The organism is Variovorax sp. J22R115, assembly GCF_030317005.1.
Classification (GTDB): Bacteria; Pseudomonadota; Gammaproteobacteria; order Burkholderiales; family Burkholderiaceae_C; genus Variovorax.
The window spans coordinates 14,465-33,350 of record NZ_JASZYM010000017.1 but is presented as its reverse complement, the minus strand read 5'-3'; the positions used below and the strand labels follow the sequence as shown (position 1 = coordinate 33,350).

The 18,886-nt window shown below is 67.3% G+C and carries 14 protein-coding genes; 7 read left to right on the top strand and 7 right to left on the bottom strand.

All coding sequences use genetic code 11. The features are described from left to right. Window positions 1-4: 4 nt before the first annotated feature. Together QTI04_RS26755 and QTI04_RS26750 are read right to left on the bottom strand one after the other, a co-directional pair. Entirely contained in the window at window positions 5-1,069 is a 1,065-nt protein-coding gene (locus QTI04_RS26755; RefSeq protein WP_286618188.1) for a M48 family metallopeptidase, read from the bottom strand. Further along, window positions 1,066-2,199, bottom strand: coding sequence for a YjgN family protein (locus tag QTI04_RS26750; protein WP_286618187.1), 1,134 nt, complete (start codon window positions 2,197-2,199; stop codon window positions 1,066-1,068). Before QTI04_RS26750 ends, QTI04_RS26755 begins: the two co-directional genes overlap by 4 nt. A 100-nt stretch (window positions 2,200-2,299) precedes the next feature. Between QTI04_RS26750 and QTI04_RS26745 the strand changes: the two genes are divergently transcribed. Next, complete coding sequence (locus tag QTI04_RS26745; protein WP_286600281.1) at window positions 2,300-2,911, top strand: glutathione S-transferase N-terminal domain-containing protein; 612 nt, start codon at window positions 2,300-2,302, stop codon at window positions 2,909-2,911. Window positions 2,912-3,262: 351 nt separating this feature from the next. On the opposite strand, the gene QTI04_RS26740 is transcribed toward QTI04_RS26745, so the two are convergent. Beyond that, window positions 3,263-3,847 (bottom strand): glutathione peroxidase, encoded by a 585-nt coding sequence (locus tag QTI04_RS26740; RefSeq protein ID WP_286600279.1) that lies wholly within the window; start codon window positions 3,845-3,847, stop codon window positions 3,263-3,265. Window positions 3,848-3,974: 127 nt separating this feature from the next. Here QTI04_RS26740 and QTI04_RS26735 point away from each other — a divergent pair, with 127 nt between their 5' ends. After that, window positions 3,975-4,832 carry a ferritin-like domain-containing protein gene (locus tag QTI04_RS26735; protein ID WP_286600277.1) on the top strand — a complete coding sequence of 286 codons (858 nt, stop codon included), beginning with the start codon at window positions 3,975-3,977 and terminating at the stop codon, window positions 4,830-4,832. Between the two features lie 13 nt (window positions 4,833-4,845). Here the strand turns inward: QTI04_RS26735 and QTI04_RS26730 are convergent, their stop codons facing one another. Both QTI04_RS26730 and glnE read right to left on the bottom strand, forming a co-directional pair. Beyond that, the gene (locus QTI04_RS26730) at window positions 4,846-5,856 is read right to left on the bottom strand and encodes a septal ring lytic transglycosylase RlpA family protein (RefSeq protein WP_286618185.1); all 1,011 of its coding nucleotides are present in this window, start codon (window positions 5,854-5,856) and stop codon (window positions 4,846-4,848) included. 43 nt (window positions 5,857-5,899) lie between these two features. After that, on the bottom strand, window positions 5,900-8,680 hold the full coding sequence (gene glnE / locus QTI04_RS26725) for a bifunctional [glutamate--ammonia ligase]-adenylyl-L-tyrosine phosphorylase/[glutamate--ammonia-ligase] adenylyltransferase (protein WP_286618183.1): 2,781 nt from the start codon (window positions 8,678-8,680) through the stop codon (window positions 5,900-5,902). A gap of 25 nt (window positions 8,681-8,705) precedes the next feature. Here glnE and QTI04_RS26720 point away from each other — a divergent pair, with 25 nt between their 5' ends. From QTI04_RS26720 to QTI04_RS26705, 4 genes are all read left to right on the top strand, one after another. After that, the gene (locus tag QTI04_RS26720; RefSeq protein WP_286618182.1) at window positions 8,706-12,875 is read left to right on the top strand and encodes a YhdP family protein; all 4,170 of its coding nucleotides are present in this window, start codon (window positions 8,706-8,708) and stop codon (window positions 12,873-12,875) included. A 34-nt stretch (window positions 12,876-12,909) separates the two neighbouring features. After that, window positions 12,910-13,725 carry a carbon-nitrogen hydrolase family protein gene (locus tag QTI04_RS26715; protein WP_286618181.1) on the top strand — a complete coding sequence of 272 codons (816 nt, stop codon included), beginning with the start codon at window positions 12,910-12,912 and terminating at the stop codon, window positions 13,723-13,725. Between the two features lie 20 nt (window positions 13,726-13,745). Beyond that, window positions 13,746-15,797, top strand: coding sequence for a nitrogen regulation protein NR(II) (locus QTI04_RS26710; protein ID WP_286600792.1), 2,052 nt, complete (start codon window positions 13,746-13,748; stop codon window positions 15,795-15,797). 225 nt (window positions 15,798-16,022) lie between these two features. Further along, complete coding sequence (locus QTI04_RS26705) at window positions 16,023-16,649, top strand: response regulator transcription factor (RefSeq protein ID WP_286600270.1); 627 nt, start codon at window positions 16,023-16,025, stop codon at window positions 16,647-16,649. A 2-nt stretch (window positions 16,650-16,651) separates the two neighbouring features. On the opposite strand, the gene QTI04_RS26700 is transcribed toward QTI04_RS26705, so the two are convergent. Next, window positions 16,652-17,299: an OmpA family protein gene (locus QTI04_RS26700; protein WP_286618179.1), complete on the bottom strand. Its 648-nt coding sequence runs from the start codon at window positions 17,297-17,299 to the stop codon at window positions 16,652-16,654. Between the two features lie 206 nt (window positions 17,300-17,505). Beyond that, window positions 17,506-17,664, bottom strand: coding sequence for a hypothetical protein (locus QTI04_RS26695; protein ID WP_286618178.1), 159 nt, complete (start codon window positions 17,662-17,664; stop codon window positions 17,506-17,508). Here QTI04_RS26695 and QTI04_RS26690 point away from each other — a divergent pair. Next, window positions 17,663-18,805: a murein transglycosylase A gene (locus QTI04_RS26690; protein WP_286618177.1), complete on the top strand. Its 1,143-nt coding sequence runs from the start codon at window positions 17,663-17,665 to the stop codon at window positions 18,803-18,805. The genes QTI04_RS26695 and QTI04_RS26690 overlap by 2 nt on opposite strands. The last annotated feature ends 81 nt before the right edge of the window (window positions 18,806-18,886 follow it).

The window sequence follows — 18,886 nt, the reverse complement described above, 5'->3', positions numbered from 1 at the left end:
AATTTCAGTCCTCCGGCGCGTCCCGAAAGTAGGCGATCCGCTCCGTGGCCGCCGGGTGCGAGGAGAAGGCGAGACCGATGGCGTCGTCGCCGCTCCGTGTGCCGCGTTGCGCCGTGTCGCGCCAGTGTTCGATGGCCTCGAAGAAGGCGACCATCGCGCGTGGCGGGATGCCCGCGGCGCGCATCAGGCGCAGCGACTCGGCGTCCGCTTCGCGCTCCGTATCGCGCGAATAGCCGAGCGAGGCAAGCACGACCGGCGCGCTGCTGATCAAGGTGCCGTAGTCGCCGACCGCGACCGACGCCGCAAAGCCGATCGCCGAGACCTGCACGAGCTGCCGCATCGCGTGGCGCTGGCGGACATGGCCGAACTCGTGCGCCAGCACGCCGAGCACGGCGTCATCGTTGCCCGGCATCAACGCGACCAGTTCGTCGGTCAACACGATGGTGCCTCCTGGCAGGGCCAGCGCATTGGGCCCCAGCTGCCGGCCCTGCTCGCGGCTGCGCCGGAATTCGAGCGTCCATGCCGGCGCGTCGACCGCATGGGCCGTCTGCACCATCCGCGTGAAGGATTTGCGGATGCGTTCCTGCTCCGCCGGGGCGAGCGCGCTGGGCTGGAGCAGCGACTGGTCGAGTGATTCGAGGACTTGCTCGCCGATCAGCGCGTCGACGCGCTGCGGCACCATCGCGGTCACGCCGCGTGCCACCCAGGGGAGGCCCCATTGGTACATCGCAGCGATGGCTCCCACCAGCAGCACGAAGGCGACGGCGACGCCGCGCCAGCTCTGCTGGGCACGAACCACCCAACTCTCGCCGCGGCCGAGCTGCGCGACCCATGCATCCCACGCGGAAGTGTCGAGCGCCTGCACGCTGGCGCCTTGGGGCAGGTGGGCGATGCGGCCTCCGTGGCGGGTCCGCTCGGGCCAGCGCACCTGGGCGAGGGAGACCGTCAATGGCGGGAAGGTCTCGCCCGGCATGGGGGTGACCGTCAGGGCGTCGTCCTGCACGCACAGGCGCGCCGCATGCGGCTTGCTGCTGCAGCCGTCGAAATAGCGGACGTCGAGGTCGTTCAAATCCCGATGTCCAGGCCGAACAGGTCTGCGGCCATGTCGCCGGCGGCGCCGGGGTTTTCACGTCCCGCCACTTGCATGATCTCATCGAGTGAGATGCGCGTCCGCAGTTCGACGGCGTCGAGCTGGGCCCGGCGAGTGTTCACCACCGCGAAAGGCCAGTAGAGCCCGAGCGTCAGGATGATCAGCAGGTAGTTCTTGCATTGCAGGCGCAGGTAGCCCGGCAGGCGCAGGCCGCTCTTGAAACGCAGCACATTGTTTCCCGTCTTCGACCAGATCAGGTTCTGGAGCCGCACCTGGAGGTAGGACTTGGGAAGGATGTTGAGCAGCAGGATGCCCGCGAATCCCAGCACCACGGACAATGCGATGAATCCCGCGCCGACGCCGATGCGCTTGCCCGTCAGGATGAAGCCGCCGATGAGGATGCCGGCGGCCAGCAAGGCCAGCAGCGTGACGCCGATGAGCTTGATGAAGATCCCGTAGAGCACGCCCACGTCGGCTTCGAGGCGGGTCTGCAACTGGCCGATCGCGTAGTTGCCGTGCTGATAGCGCCTCACACGCCAGAAGAAATAGGGCAGCCCCGCGAAAAAGGCCAGCATCCCGATGCCGATCAGCCCGGATGCCGCGGGCGGCATGCCGCGCGGTGCCATGACGCCGGCCACGGCAACGGGAAGCAGTGCCAGAGCGAGCGGCGGCAGCATGCAGGCATACGCGCCGGGCAGGTCGCCTGCGAAATGAAAACGCAAGCCGCGCCAGCTCGTATTGGCCAGGCGGAAGCGCATGGCGGCACGGAACAACGCCGGCCACAGGGCCACGAAGGCCAGCGCCGCCAGCAGCGCGGCCCAGCCGGAGAAGTTGCTGCCGACCGAGTAGGTGATCAGGAACAGCGCGGCGACCATCGTGCCGCGAAGCATCTTGCGGGGCTCGCCGTGGAAATCGAGCGCATCGCCGTCGACCCAGGTGTTGCTGTAGAAATACTTGAGCTTGCGAACCTTGGCCCACGGAAGATAGATCCCCAGCGTGACCAGAATCAGCAGCAGGTTCACGATCCAGATGCGAAAGTATTCGCTGCCGGTCGCCGTGAATTCGATCGGATGGCGTTGCGGGACGCTCGCGCCGGGTTCCAGATTCACTTTCGCTCCATCTTGTCAATGATGGGGCTGGATTCTGCATTGCCGCGTTCCCCTAGAATCAAAGCGCTACAACGATGACCCTGATGGGGGGAAAGCTCGCATGAAACTGATCGGATCCGCTGCCAGTCCTTACGTGCGCAAGGTACGCGTGGTCATGGCCGAAAAGCGGCTCGACTACCAGTTCGTGATCGAAGACGTCTGGTCTGCCGACACCACGATCTCCAGCGCCAATCCGCTCGGCAAGGTGCCCTGCCTGATCATGGACGGCAGCGAAGCGATGTTCGATTCGCGCGTGATCGTCGAATACCTCGACACCCTGTCGCCCGTCGGCAAGCTGATTCCGCAGCAGAGCCGCGAACGCGCCGAAGTCAAGACCTGGGAAGCACTGGCCGACGGCGTGATGGATGCCGGTGTCCTGTGTCGCCTCGAGGCGACCTGGGTGCACCGCGCAGACGGCGAGCGCAGCCAGGCCTGGATCGACCGCCAGCGCGGCAAGGTCCTGGCTGGCATCGCCGCCATGGCCAAGGGCCTGGGCGACAAGCCCTTCTGCAGCGGCATCCACCTGAGCCTGTCCGACATCGCAGTCGGCTGCGCCATCGGTTGGGTCAGCCATCGATTTCCCGAGATCGACTGGCGCAGCGACTACAGCAACCTCGCCCGCCTCTACGACAAGCTCATGCTGCGCCCCAGCTTCGCCGACACCAAGCCCTGAACGACCCGGCACACAAACAAAAAAGCCCCGCACTGCGGGGCTTTTTTTCGTGACACACCGCGGATCCGGCTTTGCCGGTCCGCAGGTGTTGCCCCCGGTCAGGGGGTAGGCGGCTACACGAAGTGAGCAAGCCTGGGGGCGAGTAATAAAAACGTTGCGAGGCGCCCCAAGACGAAGGAGGGAGGGAGGGAGGAGGAGAAGAATCGCCTCGGGATTTCAACCCGGCGGGATCGCCAGGAAGACCTCGCAACATGAAAACGGTCGGGCTGTCCAAGCCCGAACCCGTATGAGGCCGACCCGGGCGGCCCGGTTCCCTCGACAGTGGTAAGCGTTTGTGACGTCCTCAGCCGATCAGCTCGGACCCAGCGCGCTTTCGACTGCCCGCACGAAGGATCGATCATCCGGCGCCGTCATGCTCGAATACGAGTCGATGACCTTGCCGTCGCGGCCGATCAGGTACTTGTAGAAGTTCCATTTCGGCGTCGTGCCGGACGTCTTCGCCAGTTCCTTGAACAGCGGATTCGCGTCGATGCCTCGCACGGAGGATTTCGCGAACATCGGGAATTTGACGCCGAAGGTACTTTCGCAGAACTCGGCGATTTCCTTATTGGAGCCCGCCTCCTGCGCGAAATCATTCGAAGGAAAACCCAGCACCACCAGTCCGCGCGATCGGTACTTGCTGTCCAGCGCCTCCAGGCCCTTGTACTGAGGCGTGAATCCACAAAAGCTCGCGGTATTCACCACCAGCACCACCTTGCCTGCGTATTGGCACAGCGGTTGCGGTTTTTCGTCCTGCAGTCTCGGAAAAGTGTGCTGCAGGATGGCCGGACAGCCCGGTGCCGCCGTCTGCGCACTGGCGGCGGCGGGGGAGAGCGAGGCCACCACGATCGCGATCGCAGGAAGAAAAGGCACTGTTGGCCGGATGGGGATTTGCATGGTGTTTTTCCCTCTGTCAAAGCGCACGAAACCGCGCCGTCGAGGCGAGCGTATACGCATCATCACGCCCTTGTCACGGGTGCGCCAAACCAGCCGACTAAAATCCGTCGGCTCAAGAAAGACACCAATGCTCTACCCGGAACTCTTCAGACAACTCGAATCCGTCCGTTGGGACATGGACAAGGATATTCCGTGGCAGTCTTTCGACGCGGCCCTGCTCTCCGAGGAGCAGGCCAAAACCATCAAGATGAACGCGATCACGGAATGGGCCGCCTTGCCGGCCACCGAGATGTTCCTGCGTGACAACCGCCATGACAGCGACTTCTCCGCCTTCATGTCGATCTGGTTCTTCGAGGAGCAGAAGCACTCCCTGGTGCTGATGGAGTACCTCAAGCGCTTCAGCCCGCAGCACGCGCCGACCGAGCAGGAACTGCACGAGGTGCGCTTCGACTTCGACCCCGCTCCCCCGCTCGAGACCCTGATGCTGCATTTCTGCGGCGAAATCCGCCTCAACCACTGGTACCGCCGCGCGGCCGAGTGGCACACCGAGCCGGTCATCAAGCACATCTACACCACGCTGAGCCAGGATGAAGCGCGCCACGGCGGCGCCTACCTGCGCTACATGAAGCGCGCGATGGAAAAGTTCGGCGACGAGGCCCGCTCGGCCTTCACCAAGGTCGGCGTGCTGATGGCCAGCGCGCGCCGCACCGCGCAGGCGTTGCATCCGACCAACCTGCACGTCAACAAGGCGCTGTTTCCGAACGACACCATCCAGAGCCGCGTGCCCGATCCGGATTGGCTCGAGCACTGGCTGGACAAGCAGATCAAGTTCGACTCCGTCTGGGAAAACAAGGTCGGCGATCGCATCCTTCACAACCTGAGCCTGTTGATGAACAGGAGCTTCAAGACCGTGCAGGAACTGAACCGCTATCGCAAGGAACTGGCGGCGTCCTTGGGGCCCAAGCCCGAATACCAAGGGGCCTGACTGTCCGACGGGCCTAACGGCGCTCGACGATGACGGGCGTCAGTTGGAGGCCGTTGCGTACCTGGTCCGCGGTATCGCGCGCCAGTTCTCGCGATGCGTAGGGGCCGGCTTGCAGACGGTGCGTGCCGCGCTCGGTGAATATGTTGAGGGACGGTGTCAGGTTGGGCAGCTCGCGTGCGACCTGCTGCTGAAATCTTGCCGCACCATCGCGCTGGCTGAATGCGCCGAGTTGTACCCAGAATCCTGGCGGCGGTGCGGAGGCGATGCCTTCGGGTGAAGGCATGGGGGAGGCGCTCGGTGGCGCCGCTGCTGGCGCCGCGAGCGGTGCCATGGGTGGCAGCGCGACGACTTCCATGGTTTCCATGCGTGGGGCGGCTGCAACCGGCGCGGTCCAGGCGGCCGGGACGGAGACGCTGTCCATGGCGGAGGGCGGTTGCACGGAGGCTGCGGATGCGGCGGGCGGCGCACGCTGCGCCAGTTGTGTCGCATCGACGTTACCGCGCCGCCACCCGCCGGCGCGGATGTCCGCGTTGGTGATGCGCTCGATCTCGACCGGCGCCACACCGCGCAGCAGGTCCAGCTTGAGCGCCGCGGTGTAGCTCAGATCGATGACGCGATCGTCGTGGAAGGGCCCCCGGTCGTTCACCCGCACGATCACCTCGCGCCCATTGGCCGGATTGCGCACCCGCACGTAGCTCGGGAGTGGCAGGGTCTTGTGCGCTGCCGTCATCGCGTACATGTCGTAGGGCTCGCCGCTGGCGGTGGACTGGCTGTGGAACTTGCGGCCGTACCACGACGCAAGGCCGCTTTCGCGAAAGGGCCGGTCGTCGACGATCGGCACATAGGACTTGCCGAGCACGACATAAGGCTTGCTCGTGCCGCCGCTGCTGCGGATCGACTCGACGCGCGGCTCGGCATCCGGCACCTGGCTGAGGCCCGAGGGTGGACTGGCGTCCGCACCGTCGCGCCCGATGCCGGAACCGCCCCGCGGGCCGCTTGCACAGCCGGCCAGGAAAAGGAGCATCGCACCCGCGAACGCGAGGGCGTGTTGCGACGACAGGCCCCGCTTAGCCAAACACCGCCTTCCACAATGCGAGCATGGCCTCGCGCTCGGCCACGAGCGAGTTCATCGGCACGTGCGTCGGTTCTTCGTTGAGCCGTGCACGGTGCTGCACGCGCCGCAGTTCGCGATAGGCCGACGCCGCGTTCTGGCCGATGCCTTCGGGCAGCAGGCCGGCAGCCTCGGCGCGCAGCAGCAGGGCGATGTTTCCGACATTGGGAATCAGCTCCGGATGCGTCTTCGCCTCCGAGAGCACCAGGAACTGCACGGCGAACTCCGCATCGACCATGCCGCCGGCGCTGTGCTTGACGTCGAAGCGGTCGGGTTTCACCGGGCGTGCGGCGCGCACCTTCTCGCGCATCGCAACGATCTCGGCCTTGAGCGCATCGCGATCGCGCGACGCGGTGATCACCGCGTCGCGAATGCGATCGAAGCGATCACCCAGCGACGGATCGCCCAGGACGAAACGCGCGCGCGTCATGGCCTGGTGCTCCCAGGTCCATGCCGTGTTGCTGCCCCGGCCGAGCTGGTATTTCTCGTAGGCCTCGAAGCTGGTCGTGAGCAGACCCGAGTTGCCGTTGGGGCGCAGCGCGGTGTCGATCTCGAAGAGGTCGCCCTCGCGCGTCTTCACCGTGAGCCAGTTGATCAGCTTGCGCACATAGGCCGCGTAGACCTCGCCGGCACGCTCGTCGTCGTCGTCGTAGACGAACACGATGTCGAGGTCGCTGCCGTAGCCCAGCTCTTTTCCGCCGAGCTTGCCGTAGCCGATGATCGCGAACTGCGGATGCTCCCGATGCGGGTTGCGCAGGTGCGGCCAGCACCAGCGTGCCGTGACGCGCAGGACCGAATCGGCCAGGGCGCTCAGATCGTCGGCGACCTGCTCGACGGTGATGCGGCCATCGACGTCGCGCGCGAGCGTGCGGAACAGTTCCGCATGATGCGCATGGCGCAGCAGGTTGAGCAGGCGCTCCTCGTCGGCTTCTCCGGTCCGCGTCAGCGAGACGTGGCGGCTTTCAAGCTCGCTTTCGAACTCGGCCGCGACGAATCGGCCGGACAGCATCTCGTCGCTGGCCAACTCGTCGATCACGCCCGGATGCTGCATGAGATAGCGCGCGGGCCACTTGGCGGAGCCCAGCAGGCGCAGCAGGCGCTCCTGCACCGCCGGCCGCTCGACCAGCAATGCGATGTAGCTGTCGCGGCGCAGCAGGGGCTCGATCCAGTCGGCCCAGCGCAGTGCGGCATCGACGTGGTGGCCGATCTTGCCCGGCGCTTCGCTGTCGGGTTCTCGCAGCCACTGGCCGGTTCGTTGCACCAGTTGACGAAGGCGCGCGCGCGTTTCGTCGCGCAGCGCCAGGACACGCGGGTTGTCGCACCAGGCCTTGATGCGCTCGCCAAAGGGTTCCGGGAGTTCTTCGATCAGGTCGGCCAGATCGATCACCGGCGCGGCCGCGGACTTGCCGTTGCAATTCGTGCAGGGCTTCTTGCCGCCGAGCAGCTTGTCGAACTCCTGCGCAACGAACTCGCGATGCGCATCGAGTTGCGCCAGGAAGGCGCAGCAGTCCGCGTAGCCCATCGACTGGGCGATCCAGCGAACGTCGTCGTCGTTGACCGGCAACACGTGAGTCTGCTGATCGTCCAGGTACTGGATGCGGTGCTCCACACGGCGCAGGAATTCATAGGCTGCGGCCAAGGCATCCGCCGTTTCCTGCGGCATGAGATTGGCGCGGGCCAGCCGTTGCAGCGCATCGAGCGTGGGACGCGTGCGAAGCTCGGGGAACTGCCCGCCGCGCACCACCTGCAGCAGCTGCACGGTGAACTCGATTTCCCGGATGCCGCCGCGCGACAGCTTGACGTCGTTCGCGCGTTCCGGCCGGCCCGCGCTGCGGCGCGCCGCCTGTTCGCGGATCTGCCGATGCAGGGTGCGCAGCGAGTCGAACACGTTGTAGTCGAGGTAGCGCCGAAAGACGAAGGGCAGCACCACGCCTCGCAGGGCTTGCGCCGAGCGGTCGGCCACCACCGAATAGGGCGCGACGACGCGGCTCTTGAGCCAGGCGAAACGCTCCCACTCCCGGCCCTGCACCTGGAAGTACTCTTCCAACGCATCGAGCGAGACCACGCTCGGGCCGGAGTTGCCATTGGGCCGCAGCGCCAGGTCCACGCGGAACACGAAGCCGTGCTCGGTGGTGTCGCCCACCAGCGCATAGATGCGTTTGACTGCGCGCGAGAAGTATTCCTGGTTGGACAGCCGCGCGCGTCCATCGGCATCGCCTGCGGTCTCGCCGTCGTGGTCGTACAGGTAGATAAGGTCGATGTCGCTCGACACGTTCAGCTCGCGTGCGCCGAGCTTGCCCATGCCCACGACCCAGAGCTGCGCGCGTTGGCCCTCGCCGCCGAGCGGTGCGCCATGCAGCGCGTCGAGCTCCGCGCAGGCCTCGCGGCATGCCACGTCGAGCGCGAATTCGGCGAGTTCGGTCACGGCTGTGGTCACGACCGCCAGCGGCGCCTGCGCGTCGCAATCGAGCGTGATGAGCCGCTCCATCACCAGTTGCCTCACGGTGCGCAGCGAATCCGCCACATTGTCCCCGCGCGAGCGAAGGGCATCGTAGGCTTCGGCGATGTGCGCCTTCAGCGGTTCGCCCGGCGGCAGCAATGAAAGTTCGCCCGCGTAGCGACGCCTGAGCCGCTGCACGAAGCGCGAATAGGCGGACAGTGGCGCTGGCGAGTTGGATGCCGGTGGCGACCGATGCGCCATGGCGTCGGTGGAACCCGGGTGGGAGCTGGCGGTCATAATTCCTGCCACAGCGCGATCCTCAATGAACGACACGACGTCTTCCCCTTCACGTCTGCTCAAGATCACCGCTGTGACGGCGCGCTGGTTGTTGGGTTTGTTGCTCGGTGCATGGCTCCTGCTGGCGCTGTCCGTCGTTGTCCTACACATTTGGATTGTGCCGCGAATCGGCGACTACCGCGTCGCGTTGGAGGCGCAGGCCACCCGCGCCATCGGCGTACCGGTCCTCATCGGCTCCATCGCCGCCCGCTCGGGCAGCATCTTTCCTACCGTCGAACTGCGGGACGTGGTGCTGCAGGACGCCCGCAAGCAGGAGGCGCTGCGGCTCGAACGTGTGGTCGCCAGCGTCTCGCCGCGATCGCTGTGGAACCTGAGCTTCGAGCAGCTCTATATAGAAAAGCCCGAGGTCGAGGTGCGGCGCGATGCGCTCGGCAAGCTGCATGTGGCGGGGCTCGATATGTCCACCGACACCACCGGCGGAGGCGACGGCGCCGACTGGTTCTTCGCCCAGCGCGAGGTGGTCGTCCGGGGCGGCACGGTGCGCTGGAGCGATGACCTGCGCAAGACGACCCCGCTGCTGCTGACCGACGTGGAGTTCGTCGCCCGCAACGGCAGCCGGAGCCATTCGATGCGGCTCGATGCCACGCCGCCTGCTGGGTGGGGCGAGCGCTTCACGCTGCGCGGCAAGTTCCGTCAACCGCTCCTGTCGGTCCGCAGTGGCAACTGGCGCACGTGGGACGGCCAGTTGTACGCCGACCTGCCGTACATCGACGTCACGAGGCTCGGCCGCTACGTGGACCTCGATGCGCGGATCCGCGAAGGCAGCGGTGGCATGCGCTTGTGGGCCGACGTCAACGACGGCAAGCTCACGGGCGCGGTGTCCGATCTGGCGTTGGCGAAGATCGACGTCTCGTTTGCCAAGGGGCGCCAACCGCTGGTCCTGCGCGGCGTCACCGGGCGCCTCGCCGGCAAGATGACGGACGAGACGCTGGAGTTTTCCACCACCAACCTGCAGTTCGACACCTCCGACGGCATGCGCTGGCCCGGCGGCAACCTGTGGTTCCAGCACACGCCCGCCAAGGGGCGCGTGCCCGAGCGCGGCGCGGTGCGCGCGGACCGTCTCGACCTCGCAGCGATCGCGCTGATCGCCGATCGCCTGCCGCTCGGCGATGCCACGCGCAAGCTCATCGAGTCGTACGAGCCGCAGGGACTGGTCGAGCACATCGATGCGAGCTGGCAAGGCTCGGCGGGTGCGCCCGACAAATACCAGTTGCGCGGCCGCATGAGCAATTTCGGCATCGCCTCGCAGCCCGGCGAGCACGCCGATGCCACGCCGCGCGCAGCCGAAGCGCCCGCCGCGGGCCGGAACGGTTCGCGTCCGGCAGCACCGGCCCATGGAGCGACGGCCGCAGCAGCGACCGAGCCGCCGCCCGTGCCCGTGGGAACGCCCGGCGTGCGTGGCGCCACCATCGACTTCGACGCGAACCAGGCCGGCGGCAGCGCGGCGCTGTCCATCGCGAAGGGCGCGCTGGATTTGCCGGGCGTGTTCGAGGAGGCGGTGGTTCCGATCGAACAGCTCTCCACGCAGCTCCAGTGGAAGCTCGACGGCGAGGCGGTGCAGCTTCAGCTTTCGAACCTGCGCTTTTCCAACGTCGATGCCGATGGTGAGGCGCAGGCCACCTGGCGCACGAGCGATCCCGCCGTGTCGCGCAGTGCCGCGCGCTATCCGGGCGTGCTCGACCTTCAGGGCAAGCTCACGCGCGCCGACGGAACACGCGTCTATCGCTACCTGCCGCTGCACATTCCCAAGCACACGCGCGACTACGTGCGCGATGCGGTCACCAAGGGCACCGCGAGCAGCGTCGATTTCAAGGTCAAGGGCGATCTGCACGACATGCCCTTCATGGACCCGAAGCACGGCGACTTCCGCATCACCGCGCGAGTGGCCGACGTCACGTATGCCTATGTGCCTCCCACACCCGGCACCAAGGTGGTCTGGCCCGCGCTGAACGGGCTGTCCGGCGAGCTGGTCTTCGAGCGGGCCGGCCTGCTGGTGCGCAATGCGCGCGGCCGCATCGTCGGCGCGCCCGGCATCGAGGTGACGAAGGCCGAGGCGCAGATCGCCGACATGGCGCACCATGCGCCGCTGCTCAAGGTCGACGCCCAGGCCAAGGGTCCGCTCGACGAGTTGCTGCGCGCTGGCGCGCCGCTGACGGGCGAGGCCGAGTCCACCCTCGCGGCCATGCATGCGACCGGCAATGCCGACTACAGACTCCGGCTCGAACTGCCGCTCTCAGCTCTGGACAAATCCAAGGTGCAGGCCAGCGTTGCGCTGTCGGACAACGAGATCCAACTCTCGCCTCAGGCGCCGACGCTGTCGCAGGCAAAGGGCACGCTGAGCTTCACCGAGAGCGGCTTCTCGTTGGCCAACGTTCAGGCGCGCGCCTTGGGCGGCGCGATGCGCGTCGAAGGCAGCGGCCGCTTCGGCAGCGCCTCGCAGGAACTGAGCTTCCGCGTCCAGGGCACCGTCACCGCCGATGGCCTGCGCGCGGCGCGCGAGGTCGACTGGCTCGCGCGCTTTGCCACCAACACGACTGGCAGCACGCCCTACGCGCTCAACTTCTCGGTGCGTGACGGCGCGACCGAATTCCTGGTCACCAGCACCTTGCAAGGACTCGCACTGCAACTGCCCCCGCCGCTGACCAAGGCCGCCGACGAATCGATGCCGCTGCGCGTGGAGAAGAAGGTCGTGCTGCGCGAAGCACGACCCGGGTCTGCGTCTCCGGTGCTCCACGACCAGATCTCGGTCGAGCTTGGCCGCGCCGCCTCGGTGATCTATGTGCGGGACATCTCCGGCGCCGAGGCGCGCGTGCTGCGCGGCGGCATCGGTATCGGCCTGGCGGCCGGGGAATCGGCGGCCCCGCCGGAGCGCGGCGTTTTCGCGAACCTGCGTTTCACGCGGCTCGACGTGGGTGCGTGGCAGTCGATCTTCGGTGCGGCGACCGGCAAGGCGTCCGAGACGGCAGCCACGCCGGACGGCGCGGTCGACGCGCTTTCCTACCTGCCCACCATCATCGCGCTGCGCGCTCAGGAACTCGTGCTGGGCGGCCGGACACTGCACAACGTCGTGCTCGGCGGCACGCGCGAGGGCCAGCTCTGGCGGGCCAACGTCGATGCCACCGAACTCAGCGGCTACGCCGAATACCGGCATGACCAGGCGGGGCGCCTCTACGCGCGGCTTGCGCGGCTCAAGATTGCACGCAGCGAAGCCACGGCGGTCGAGTCGCTGCTGGACGAACAGCCCAGCACCTTGCCCGCGCTCGACATCGCCGTCGAGGACTTCGAACTGTTCGGGCATCGTCTCGGACGGGCCGAGATCGAGGCGGTCAACCGCGGCGGCGCCGGTCGCGAATGGCGGCTCAACCGGCTGGCCCTCATCAATCCGGATGCCACATTCACCGCGCAGGGCACTTGGGCAGCGCCGGCCGGCAGCACCCCGGTGACCGGGCGCGACCAGCGTCGCACCAGCATGGATTTCAAGCTCGAGATCGCCGACGCCGGCGCGCTGCTCACGCGATTCGGCATGAAGGACGTCGTGCGGCGCGGGCGCGGCCGGCTCGAAGGCGATGTGCAGTGGACCGGATCGCCCTTCTCCCTGGACTATCCGAGCCTGAGCGGACAACTGCAGATCAACGTCGAAACGGGGCAGTTCCTCAAGGCCGACCCGGGCATGGCCAAGTTGCTCGGCGTGCTCAGCCTCCAGGCCCTGCCGCGGCGGCTCACGCTGGATTTCCGCGATGTCTTCAGCCAGGGCTTTGCCTTCGACTTCCTGCGCGGCGACGTCAGGATCGACCAGGGCGTGGCGTCCACCAACAACCTGCAGATGAAAGGCGTGAATGCCGCCGTGCTGATGGACGGCTCCGCGGACCTCGCGCGCGAGACGCAGAACATCCGCGTCGTCGTGGTGCCCGAAATCAGCGCGGGCACGGCGGCACTGGTCGCGACGGCCATCAACCCGGCCATCGGCATCGGCGCCTTCCTCGCGCAGATGGTGTTGAGCAGGCCGTTGGTCGCCGCCGCAACGCAGGAGTTCCAGATCGACGGCACCTGGACCGACCCCAAGATCACCAGGATGCCGCGACGCTCGACGCCCGAGGCCCTGAGCACACCACCGGCAGTGCCCACCTTGCGCTAGAACAACCCCAAGGACAAAGACAAGGAGATTCGCCATGAAAGTCGCAGCGATCCAGATGGTGTCGGCCATCGCACGCGAGGCCAACCTGGCGCGTGCCCATGCGCTGCTGGCCGAGGCGGCATCGGCAGGCGCCGAACTCGCCGTGCTTCCCGAGTACTTCTGCATGATGGGCGCGCGCGACACCGACAAGCTCGCGTTGCGCGAGACCGCTGGCGCGGGGTCGGTGCAAAGCTTCCTGGCCGATGCCGCGCGCGAGTTCGGGCTGTGGATCGTCGGCGGCACGTTGCCGCTCGAGACGGACGACGACAGCCACGTGTTCAACAGCTCGCTGGTCTATGCGCCAGACGGCGCCTGCGTCGCGCGCTACGACAAGATTCACCTGTTCTTCTTCGACAACGGCCGCGAGCGCTACGACGAAGGCCGCGTCATCGCCCCGGGTTCGCAGCCCATGTGCTTCGACCTGCCCTCGCGCGACGGCCATCGCTGGCGCGTGGGCCTGAGCGTGTGCTACGACCTGCGCTTTCCCGAGTTGTATCGTGCGTTGGCTCGGCAGGGTGCCGAACTGATGGTCGTGCCCAGCGCCTTCACGCGCACCACCGGCGCCGCGCACTGGGAAGTGCTGCTGCGCGCGCGTGCGATCGAGAACCTCGCCTGGGTCGTCGCGCCCGCGCAGGGCGGCACGCACGAGAACGGGCGCCACACCTGGGGTCAGTCGATGGTGGTCGATCCCTGGGGCACTGTGGTGGCGCAGCAAGCCGTCGATGAGGCCGTCGTGCTGTTCGACATCGATGCGCAGCGGGTCGAGCGGGCGCGCACGCAACTGCCGGCGCTCTCCCACTGCGTGCTCTGACGCCGGTGTCCTCGCCTCCACTGCCCGTCGCCCGCGTTCTCCGTCCCGCGTTCGCGCGGCTGCGGTTCCTGCGCTCCGTGTGGCGGCGCTGGTTCCTGTGGGTGTTGCTGGCCGTGCTGGTGCTGGTGCTGCTCGTCACCGTCGTGTGGTTGGCCGGTAGACACGAGGTCGAGCAAACCCAGAACGTGCTCGATCGCGACACGGCCGATGCCGTGTCCGACCTGCGCGTCGGCCTGCAGCGCAATGCGCAGACGCTGCGCGCATCGCTTGGTAACGGCGTGGACCGCGAGCAATGGGAAGCGCGTGGGGCCGACTTGCTGCGTGAACACCGCGAATGGCTGCGGCTCGAATGGCGCGACGCGGCACTGCAGCTGCGCGGCGCGGTCGACACGCCCTATCGCCGGCACGCGTTCGAGGATGCCCGCAGAGGTGCGGACCAACCCGACGTGCTGCTGGCCTGCGCCGCCGCGCGCAAGCTGGGCGCGCCTGCGTATTCGCCGAGCCACTACGTCCCGTTCTCCCAGGGGACCGGCTTCGAAGTGATGGAGTTGTGCCTGCCGGTGGAAGGCGGGGGCTACCTCGTGGCTTCCTACTCGCTGCGCGACACGCTGATCGAACTCGTGGCGCCGACGCTCAGCCGTGGGCAGGAAGTCGCCTTTACCGAAGCCGACGGCACCCGGCTCGTGGCCATTGGCGCACCGCGCCGCGTGGGCTCGCGCGTGTTCACGGCCCAGCAACTGATCGACCTGCCGGGCGCCACCATGATGCTGCGCGTGGATGGCTGGCGGGCCGTGCCGGATCTGTTCCCGAACATGCTGACCGCGCTGGTCACGGCGATCTCGATCGCGCTGGTGTCGGTGCTGGTTCTGCTCGCGCGCGACACGCGAAGACGGCTGCGCGCGGAGCGCGATCTGGCCGATGCGCTGGCGTTCCGCAAGGCCATGGAAGACTCCGTCATCACGGGGTTGCGCGCGCGGGATCTCCAGGGTCGCATCACCTACGTGAATCCCGCGTTCTGCGAGATGGTGGGCTTCGGCGTCGACGAACTCATGTCCAGCGATGGCGAGGCGCCGTACTGGCCGACCGAACTCGCGCACGAATATCAGCGCCGGCAGGCGGTGCGCTTGGCCGGCGCGATGCCGCCGCGCGAAGGTTTCGAGTCGGTCTTCATGCGCAAGGACGGCACCCGCTTTCCGGTGCTGATCTTCGAGGCGCCGCTGATCAATGCGCAAGGATCCCAGACCGGCTGGATGAGCGCCTTCATCGACATCAGCGAGCAGCGCCGCATCGAGGAACTGTCGCGCGCCAGCCAGGAGCGCCTGCAGGCCAGCGCGCGACTGGCGACCGTCGGCGAAATGGCCTCGCTGCTCAGCCACGAACTCACGCAGCCGCTGGCGGCGATCGCCAGCTATGCCAGCGGCTCGCTCAACCTGCTGGGCGCCGATCGCTCGCAGCAGCGCAGCGGCGACCACGACGAGGTCGCGATGGCGGTGCGCCGCATCGCGGAGCAGGCCGATCGCGCCGGCCAGGTGATCCGCAGCGTGCATGACTTCGTGCGCCGGCGCGACCGCACGCGCGAGGCGGTCGCGCCGCATGCATTGGTCGACGCGGTGCTGCCCCTGGTGCGCCTGCAGGCGCGCAAGCTCGGCGTTCGCGTCGAACTGGCGCTCGAAGACCGGCTCCCTCCGGTGTTCTGCGATCGCACGCTGGTCGAGCAGGTGCTGCTCAACCTCGCGCGCAACGGGATGCAGGCGATGGACATGCCCGAGCTGACGGAACGCGTGCTGCGCCTCAGGGTCGTGCGCGCGGGCAGCGTCGGGCGGGACGGCGAGGGCGCAACGGCCGCCGATGCGCGCCGCTGGATGGAGTTCTCCGTCGCGGATGTCGGTTGCGGCATCAGCGCGGAGGTCGCCGGGAGACTCTTCACTCCCTTCTTCACCACGCGACCCGATGGAATGGGCCTGGGGCTGAGCCTGTGCCGCACGGTGGTCGAGCAGCACGGCGGCGTCCTGATGTTCGAACCCCAGCGGCCGCGTGGCACCATTTTTCGTTTCACGCTACCGGTAACATGACACACCCCCAGGCTTGCCCACTTCGTGTGGCCGCCCACCCCCTTGCCGGGGGCAATACCGGCAGTCCGGCCAAGCCGGTTCTGAGGTATTCCTGGAAGGAGGCGCCGCACGGCGGCCTCTGTTTGGGAAATACCGCGGGCCGGCTTGGCCGGGCTGCCGGTATTGTCCCCGGCAGGGGGTGGCGAAGCGACACGAAGTGCGCGCAGCCTGGGGGCGAGCCACAAGATGCAACCTCTGATTGACGCGCTGATTTTTATCGTTGACGACGACGCCAGCGTCCGCGAGGCGCTGGCTTGGCTGCTGCGTTCGCGTCGGCTGGTGAGCGAGAACTTCGCGAGCGCCGAGGCGTTCGAGGCGCGCCTGGCGGACGAGCCGTTGCGCGATCAGCCGCATTGCCTGTTGCTCGACGTGCGAATGCCGGGGACCAGCGGACTGGTGCTGTTCGACCGTCTTCAGGAGCGAGGGCTGCTGGAAGCGATGCCGGTCATCTTCCTGACCGGGCATGCCGATGTGCCGACGGCCGTGGATGCGGTCAAGCGCGGCGCGTTCGACTTCTGCGAGAAGCCGTTTTCCGACAACGCGCTGGTGGACCGCATCGAGCATGCGTTGGGGGCTTCGTTGCGCGCCATCGAGGCGCGGCGCACGCGGCAACTCCTGAAGCACCGCATCGATGAGCTGACCGAGCGCGAACGCGACGTGATGCGTTGCGTGGTCGAGGGGCTGCCCAACAAGCTGATTGCAGAGCAGCTTTCGATCAGCGTGCGCACGGTGGAAGTCCACCGCGCGCGCCTGTTCGAGAAGATGGAAGTCAAGTCAGCCGTCGAACTGGCCAACCTGCTTCGAGGGGTCTGAGGTCAGGCCGGCGAGCGCTCGCCGACGAAGATCTCCACACGGCGGTTCTGCGCGCGGCCGGCATCGGTGTTGTTGTCCGCGATCGGCTCACGAGAGCCGCGACCTTCGATGCGGAATGCGGTCGGCGACACACCGCGCGCGACCAGGTAGTCGCGCGTCGCCGCAGCGCGTTCGACCGACAGCGGGTTGTTGATGGCGTCGGTGCCCGTGCTGTCGGTGTGGCCGATGATGCGCACGTCGGCGTTCGGGTTGTTGCGCAGGCCGCTCGCGAACTGGTCGAGGATCGGCGAGAAGTTGGGTTTGATCGCCGAGCGGCCCACGTCGAAGGAGATGTCGCTCGGGATCGCGAGCTTCAGCTCGTTGTTCGGGGTCTGCGTCACGGCAACGCCTGTGCCCTTGGTGGCGGCTTCCATCTGACGCTTCTGGTTCTCCATGCGCTGGGACCACAGGTAGCCGCCTGCTGCACCGGCCAATGCACCGATCGCCGCACCAGTGCCAGCCTTGCCGCCGGCCACGCCGCCGATTGCTGCACCGGCCAGTGCGCCCCCGCCGGCGCCGATGGCCGTGTTGCGTTGCGTGTCGGTCATGCCGCCCGCGCAGCCCGAAAGAACGATGGCTGCGGCAGCGGTGGCGAGTACGAATTTTTTCATGTGTCAGTCCCTTTCGACCGTGAAAACAAAAAGAGCGCCGATTATCCCGAGCGCCCAAGGCGAATTGGCTCGATCCGGCGTTTCCGCGTGTAACGTCCGATTTCGGCGGTGCGCCGGGAAAGCATGCGAAATCTCGCACTGTTGCTATGAAATGAATAGCACGCGAGTCCGGCCGACATGACGAAGCGACATGGAGCTACGCGAATTCAATCGCGCCGCGGCGGCTCCTCGGATGACGCTGCATCGTCATCGGCCTCGGACTCTTCATGCAGCTCGCCGCGCTTGCGGCCTGAGAACATGGTCCACCAGATGATCAGGATGAACACGATTCCCGCGCCAAGTGCTTCAAGCAAAATCAGACCCATGAACAAAGGACTCCAGTGGCTGGTAGGGCTCGCGATCGTAGCAACGCTCGCCGGCTGCTCCACCGGCACACGGCAGCCCGACGCGCCTGCCCCTACGACGACACCGTCCACGAGCCCTTCGCGCGACCTGGGCCCGCTCACCGGCTCGCTCGCACATCCCAAGAGCCGGTGGGTGCCTGTCGCCTGGTCCGAACTGCCCGGCTTCAACGACGATGCATTGCACGAGGGCTGGGTCGCCATGCTGTCGAACTGCACGCGACCCAACGCCGCCTTCGCGCCCTTGTGCCGCGAGGTGCGCCAGCTGTCGCTTGCGGAGACCGTGGAGCAGCGCGAGTGGATGATGCAGCGTCTGCAGCCGTACCGGGTCGAGTCGCACTCGGGACCGACCGATGGCAAGCTCACCAGCTACTACGAGCCGGTGTTCGATGCCACGCGCCGGCCGACCGCGACGAACACCGTGCCGCTGTACCAGACGCCCGTGGGCCTGGTGCCGAAGCGGCCGTGGTTCACGCGGCAGGAGATCGACACGCTCCCGCAAGCCCAGGCTGCGTTGCGCGGACGCGAGATCGCATGGCTCGCCGACCCGATCGACGTGCTCATGCTTCACATCCAGGGCTCGGGGCGCCTGCGCATCACCGAGCCCGACGGCTCGCAGCGCATGGTGCGCGTGGCCTTCGCCGCCACCAACGAGCAGCCCTACCGCAGCGTGCAGCAGTGGTTGGTGAGCCAGGGCGCGACCAAGGTCAGCCTGTGGCCCGACGACACCAAGCAGTGGGTGGCGCAGAACCCGCAGCGGCTGCAGCCCTTGCTGTGGAGCAATCCGCGCTACGTGTTCTTTCGCGAAGAGCCCTTGAGCGAAGTCGATGCGTCCTCAGGGCCGGTGGGTGCGCAGGGCGTGCCGCTCACCGCGGGGCGCTCGATCGCGGTGGACCGCGACAGCATTCCCTACGGCACGCCGGTCTGGCTCGCCTCGCCCGGCCCGACCGTGTCGCTGGCCAAGCTGGTGGTGGCGCAGGACACGGGCAGTGCCATCGTCGGCGCGGTTCGGGCCGACTATTTCGCGGGCACCGGTGCCGACGCGGGCCGTTTCGCGGCGCGGATGAACCAGCCGCTTCGCTTGTGGGCGCTTTGGCCTAAATAAGAACGCCCCCCAGCCTCGCCCACTTCGTGTGGCTCGGGCACCCCCCTGCCGGGGGGCAACACCGGCGGACCGGCTGAGCCG

Bases quoted from the DNA above. Each gene is read 5' to 3' on its own strand.
- QTI04_RS26745 (WP_286600281.1), top strand. From the start codon at position 2,300: ATGAAACTGATCGGATCCGCTGCCAGTCCTTACGTGCGCAAGGTACGC.
- QTI04_RS26740 (WP_286600279.1), bottom strand. From the start codon at position 3,847: ATGCAAATCCCCATCCGGCCAACAGTGCCTTTTCTTCCTGCGATCGCG.
- QTI04_RS26735 (WP_286600277.1), top strand. From the start codon at position 3,975: ATGCTCTACCCGGAACTCTTCAGACAACTCGAATCCGTCCGTTGGGAC.
- QTI04_RS26730 (WP_286618185.1), bottom strand. From the start codon at position 5,856: ATGCTCCTTTTCCTGGCCGGCTGTGCAAGCGGCCCGCGGGGCGGTTCC.
- glnE (WP_286618183.1), bottom strand. From the start codon at position 8,680: ATGACCGCCAGCTCCCACCCGGGTTCCACCGACGCCATGGCGCATCGG.
- QTI04_RS26720 (WP_286618182.1), top strand. From the start codon at position 8,706: ATGAACGACACGACGTCTTCCCCTTCACGTCTGCTCAAGATCACCGCT.
- QTI04_RS26715 (WP_286618181.1), top strand. From the start codon at position 12,910: ATGAAAGTCGCAGCGATCCAGATGGTGTCGGCCATCGCACGCGAGGCC.
- QTI04_RS26705 (WP_286600270.1), top strand. From the start codon at position 16,023: ATGCAACCTCTGATTGACGCGCTGATTTTTATCGTTGACGACGACGCC.
- QTI04_RS26700 (WP_286618179.1), bottom strand. From the start codon at position 17,299: ATGAAAAAATTCGTACTCGCCACCGCTGCCGCAGCCATCGTTCTTTCG.
- QTI04_RS26690 (WP_286618177.1), top strand. From the start codon at position 17,663: ATGAACAAAGGACTCCAGTGGCTGGTAGGGCTCGCGATCGTAGCAACG.
- QTI04_RS26695 (WP_286618178.1), bottom strand. From the start codon at position 17,664: ATGGGTCTGATTTTGCTTGAAGCACTTGGCGCGGGAATCGTGTTCATC.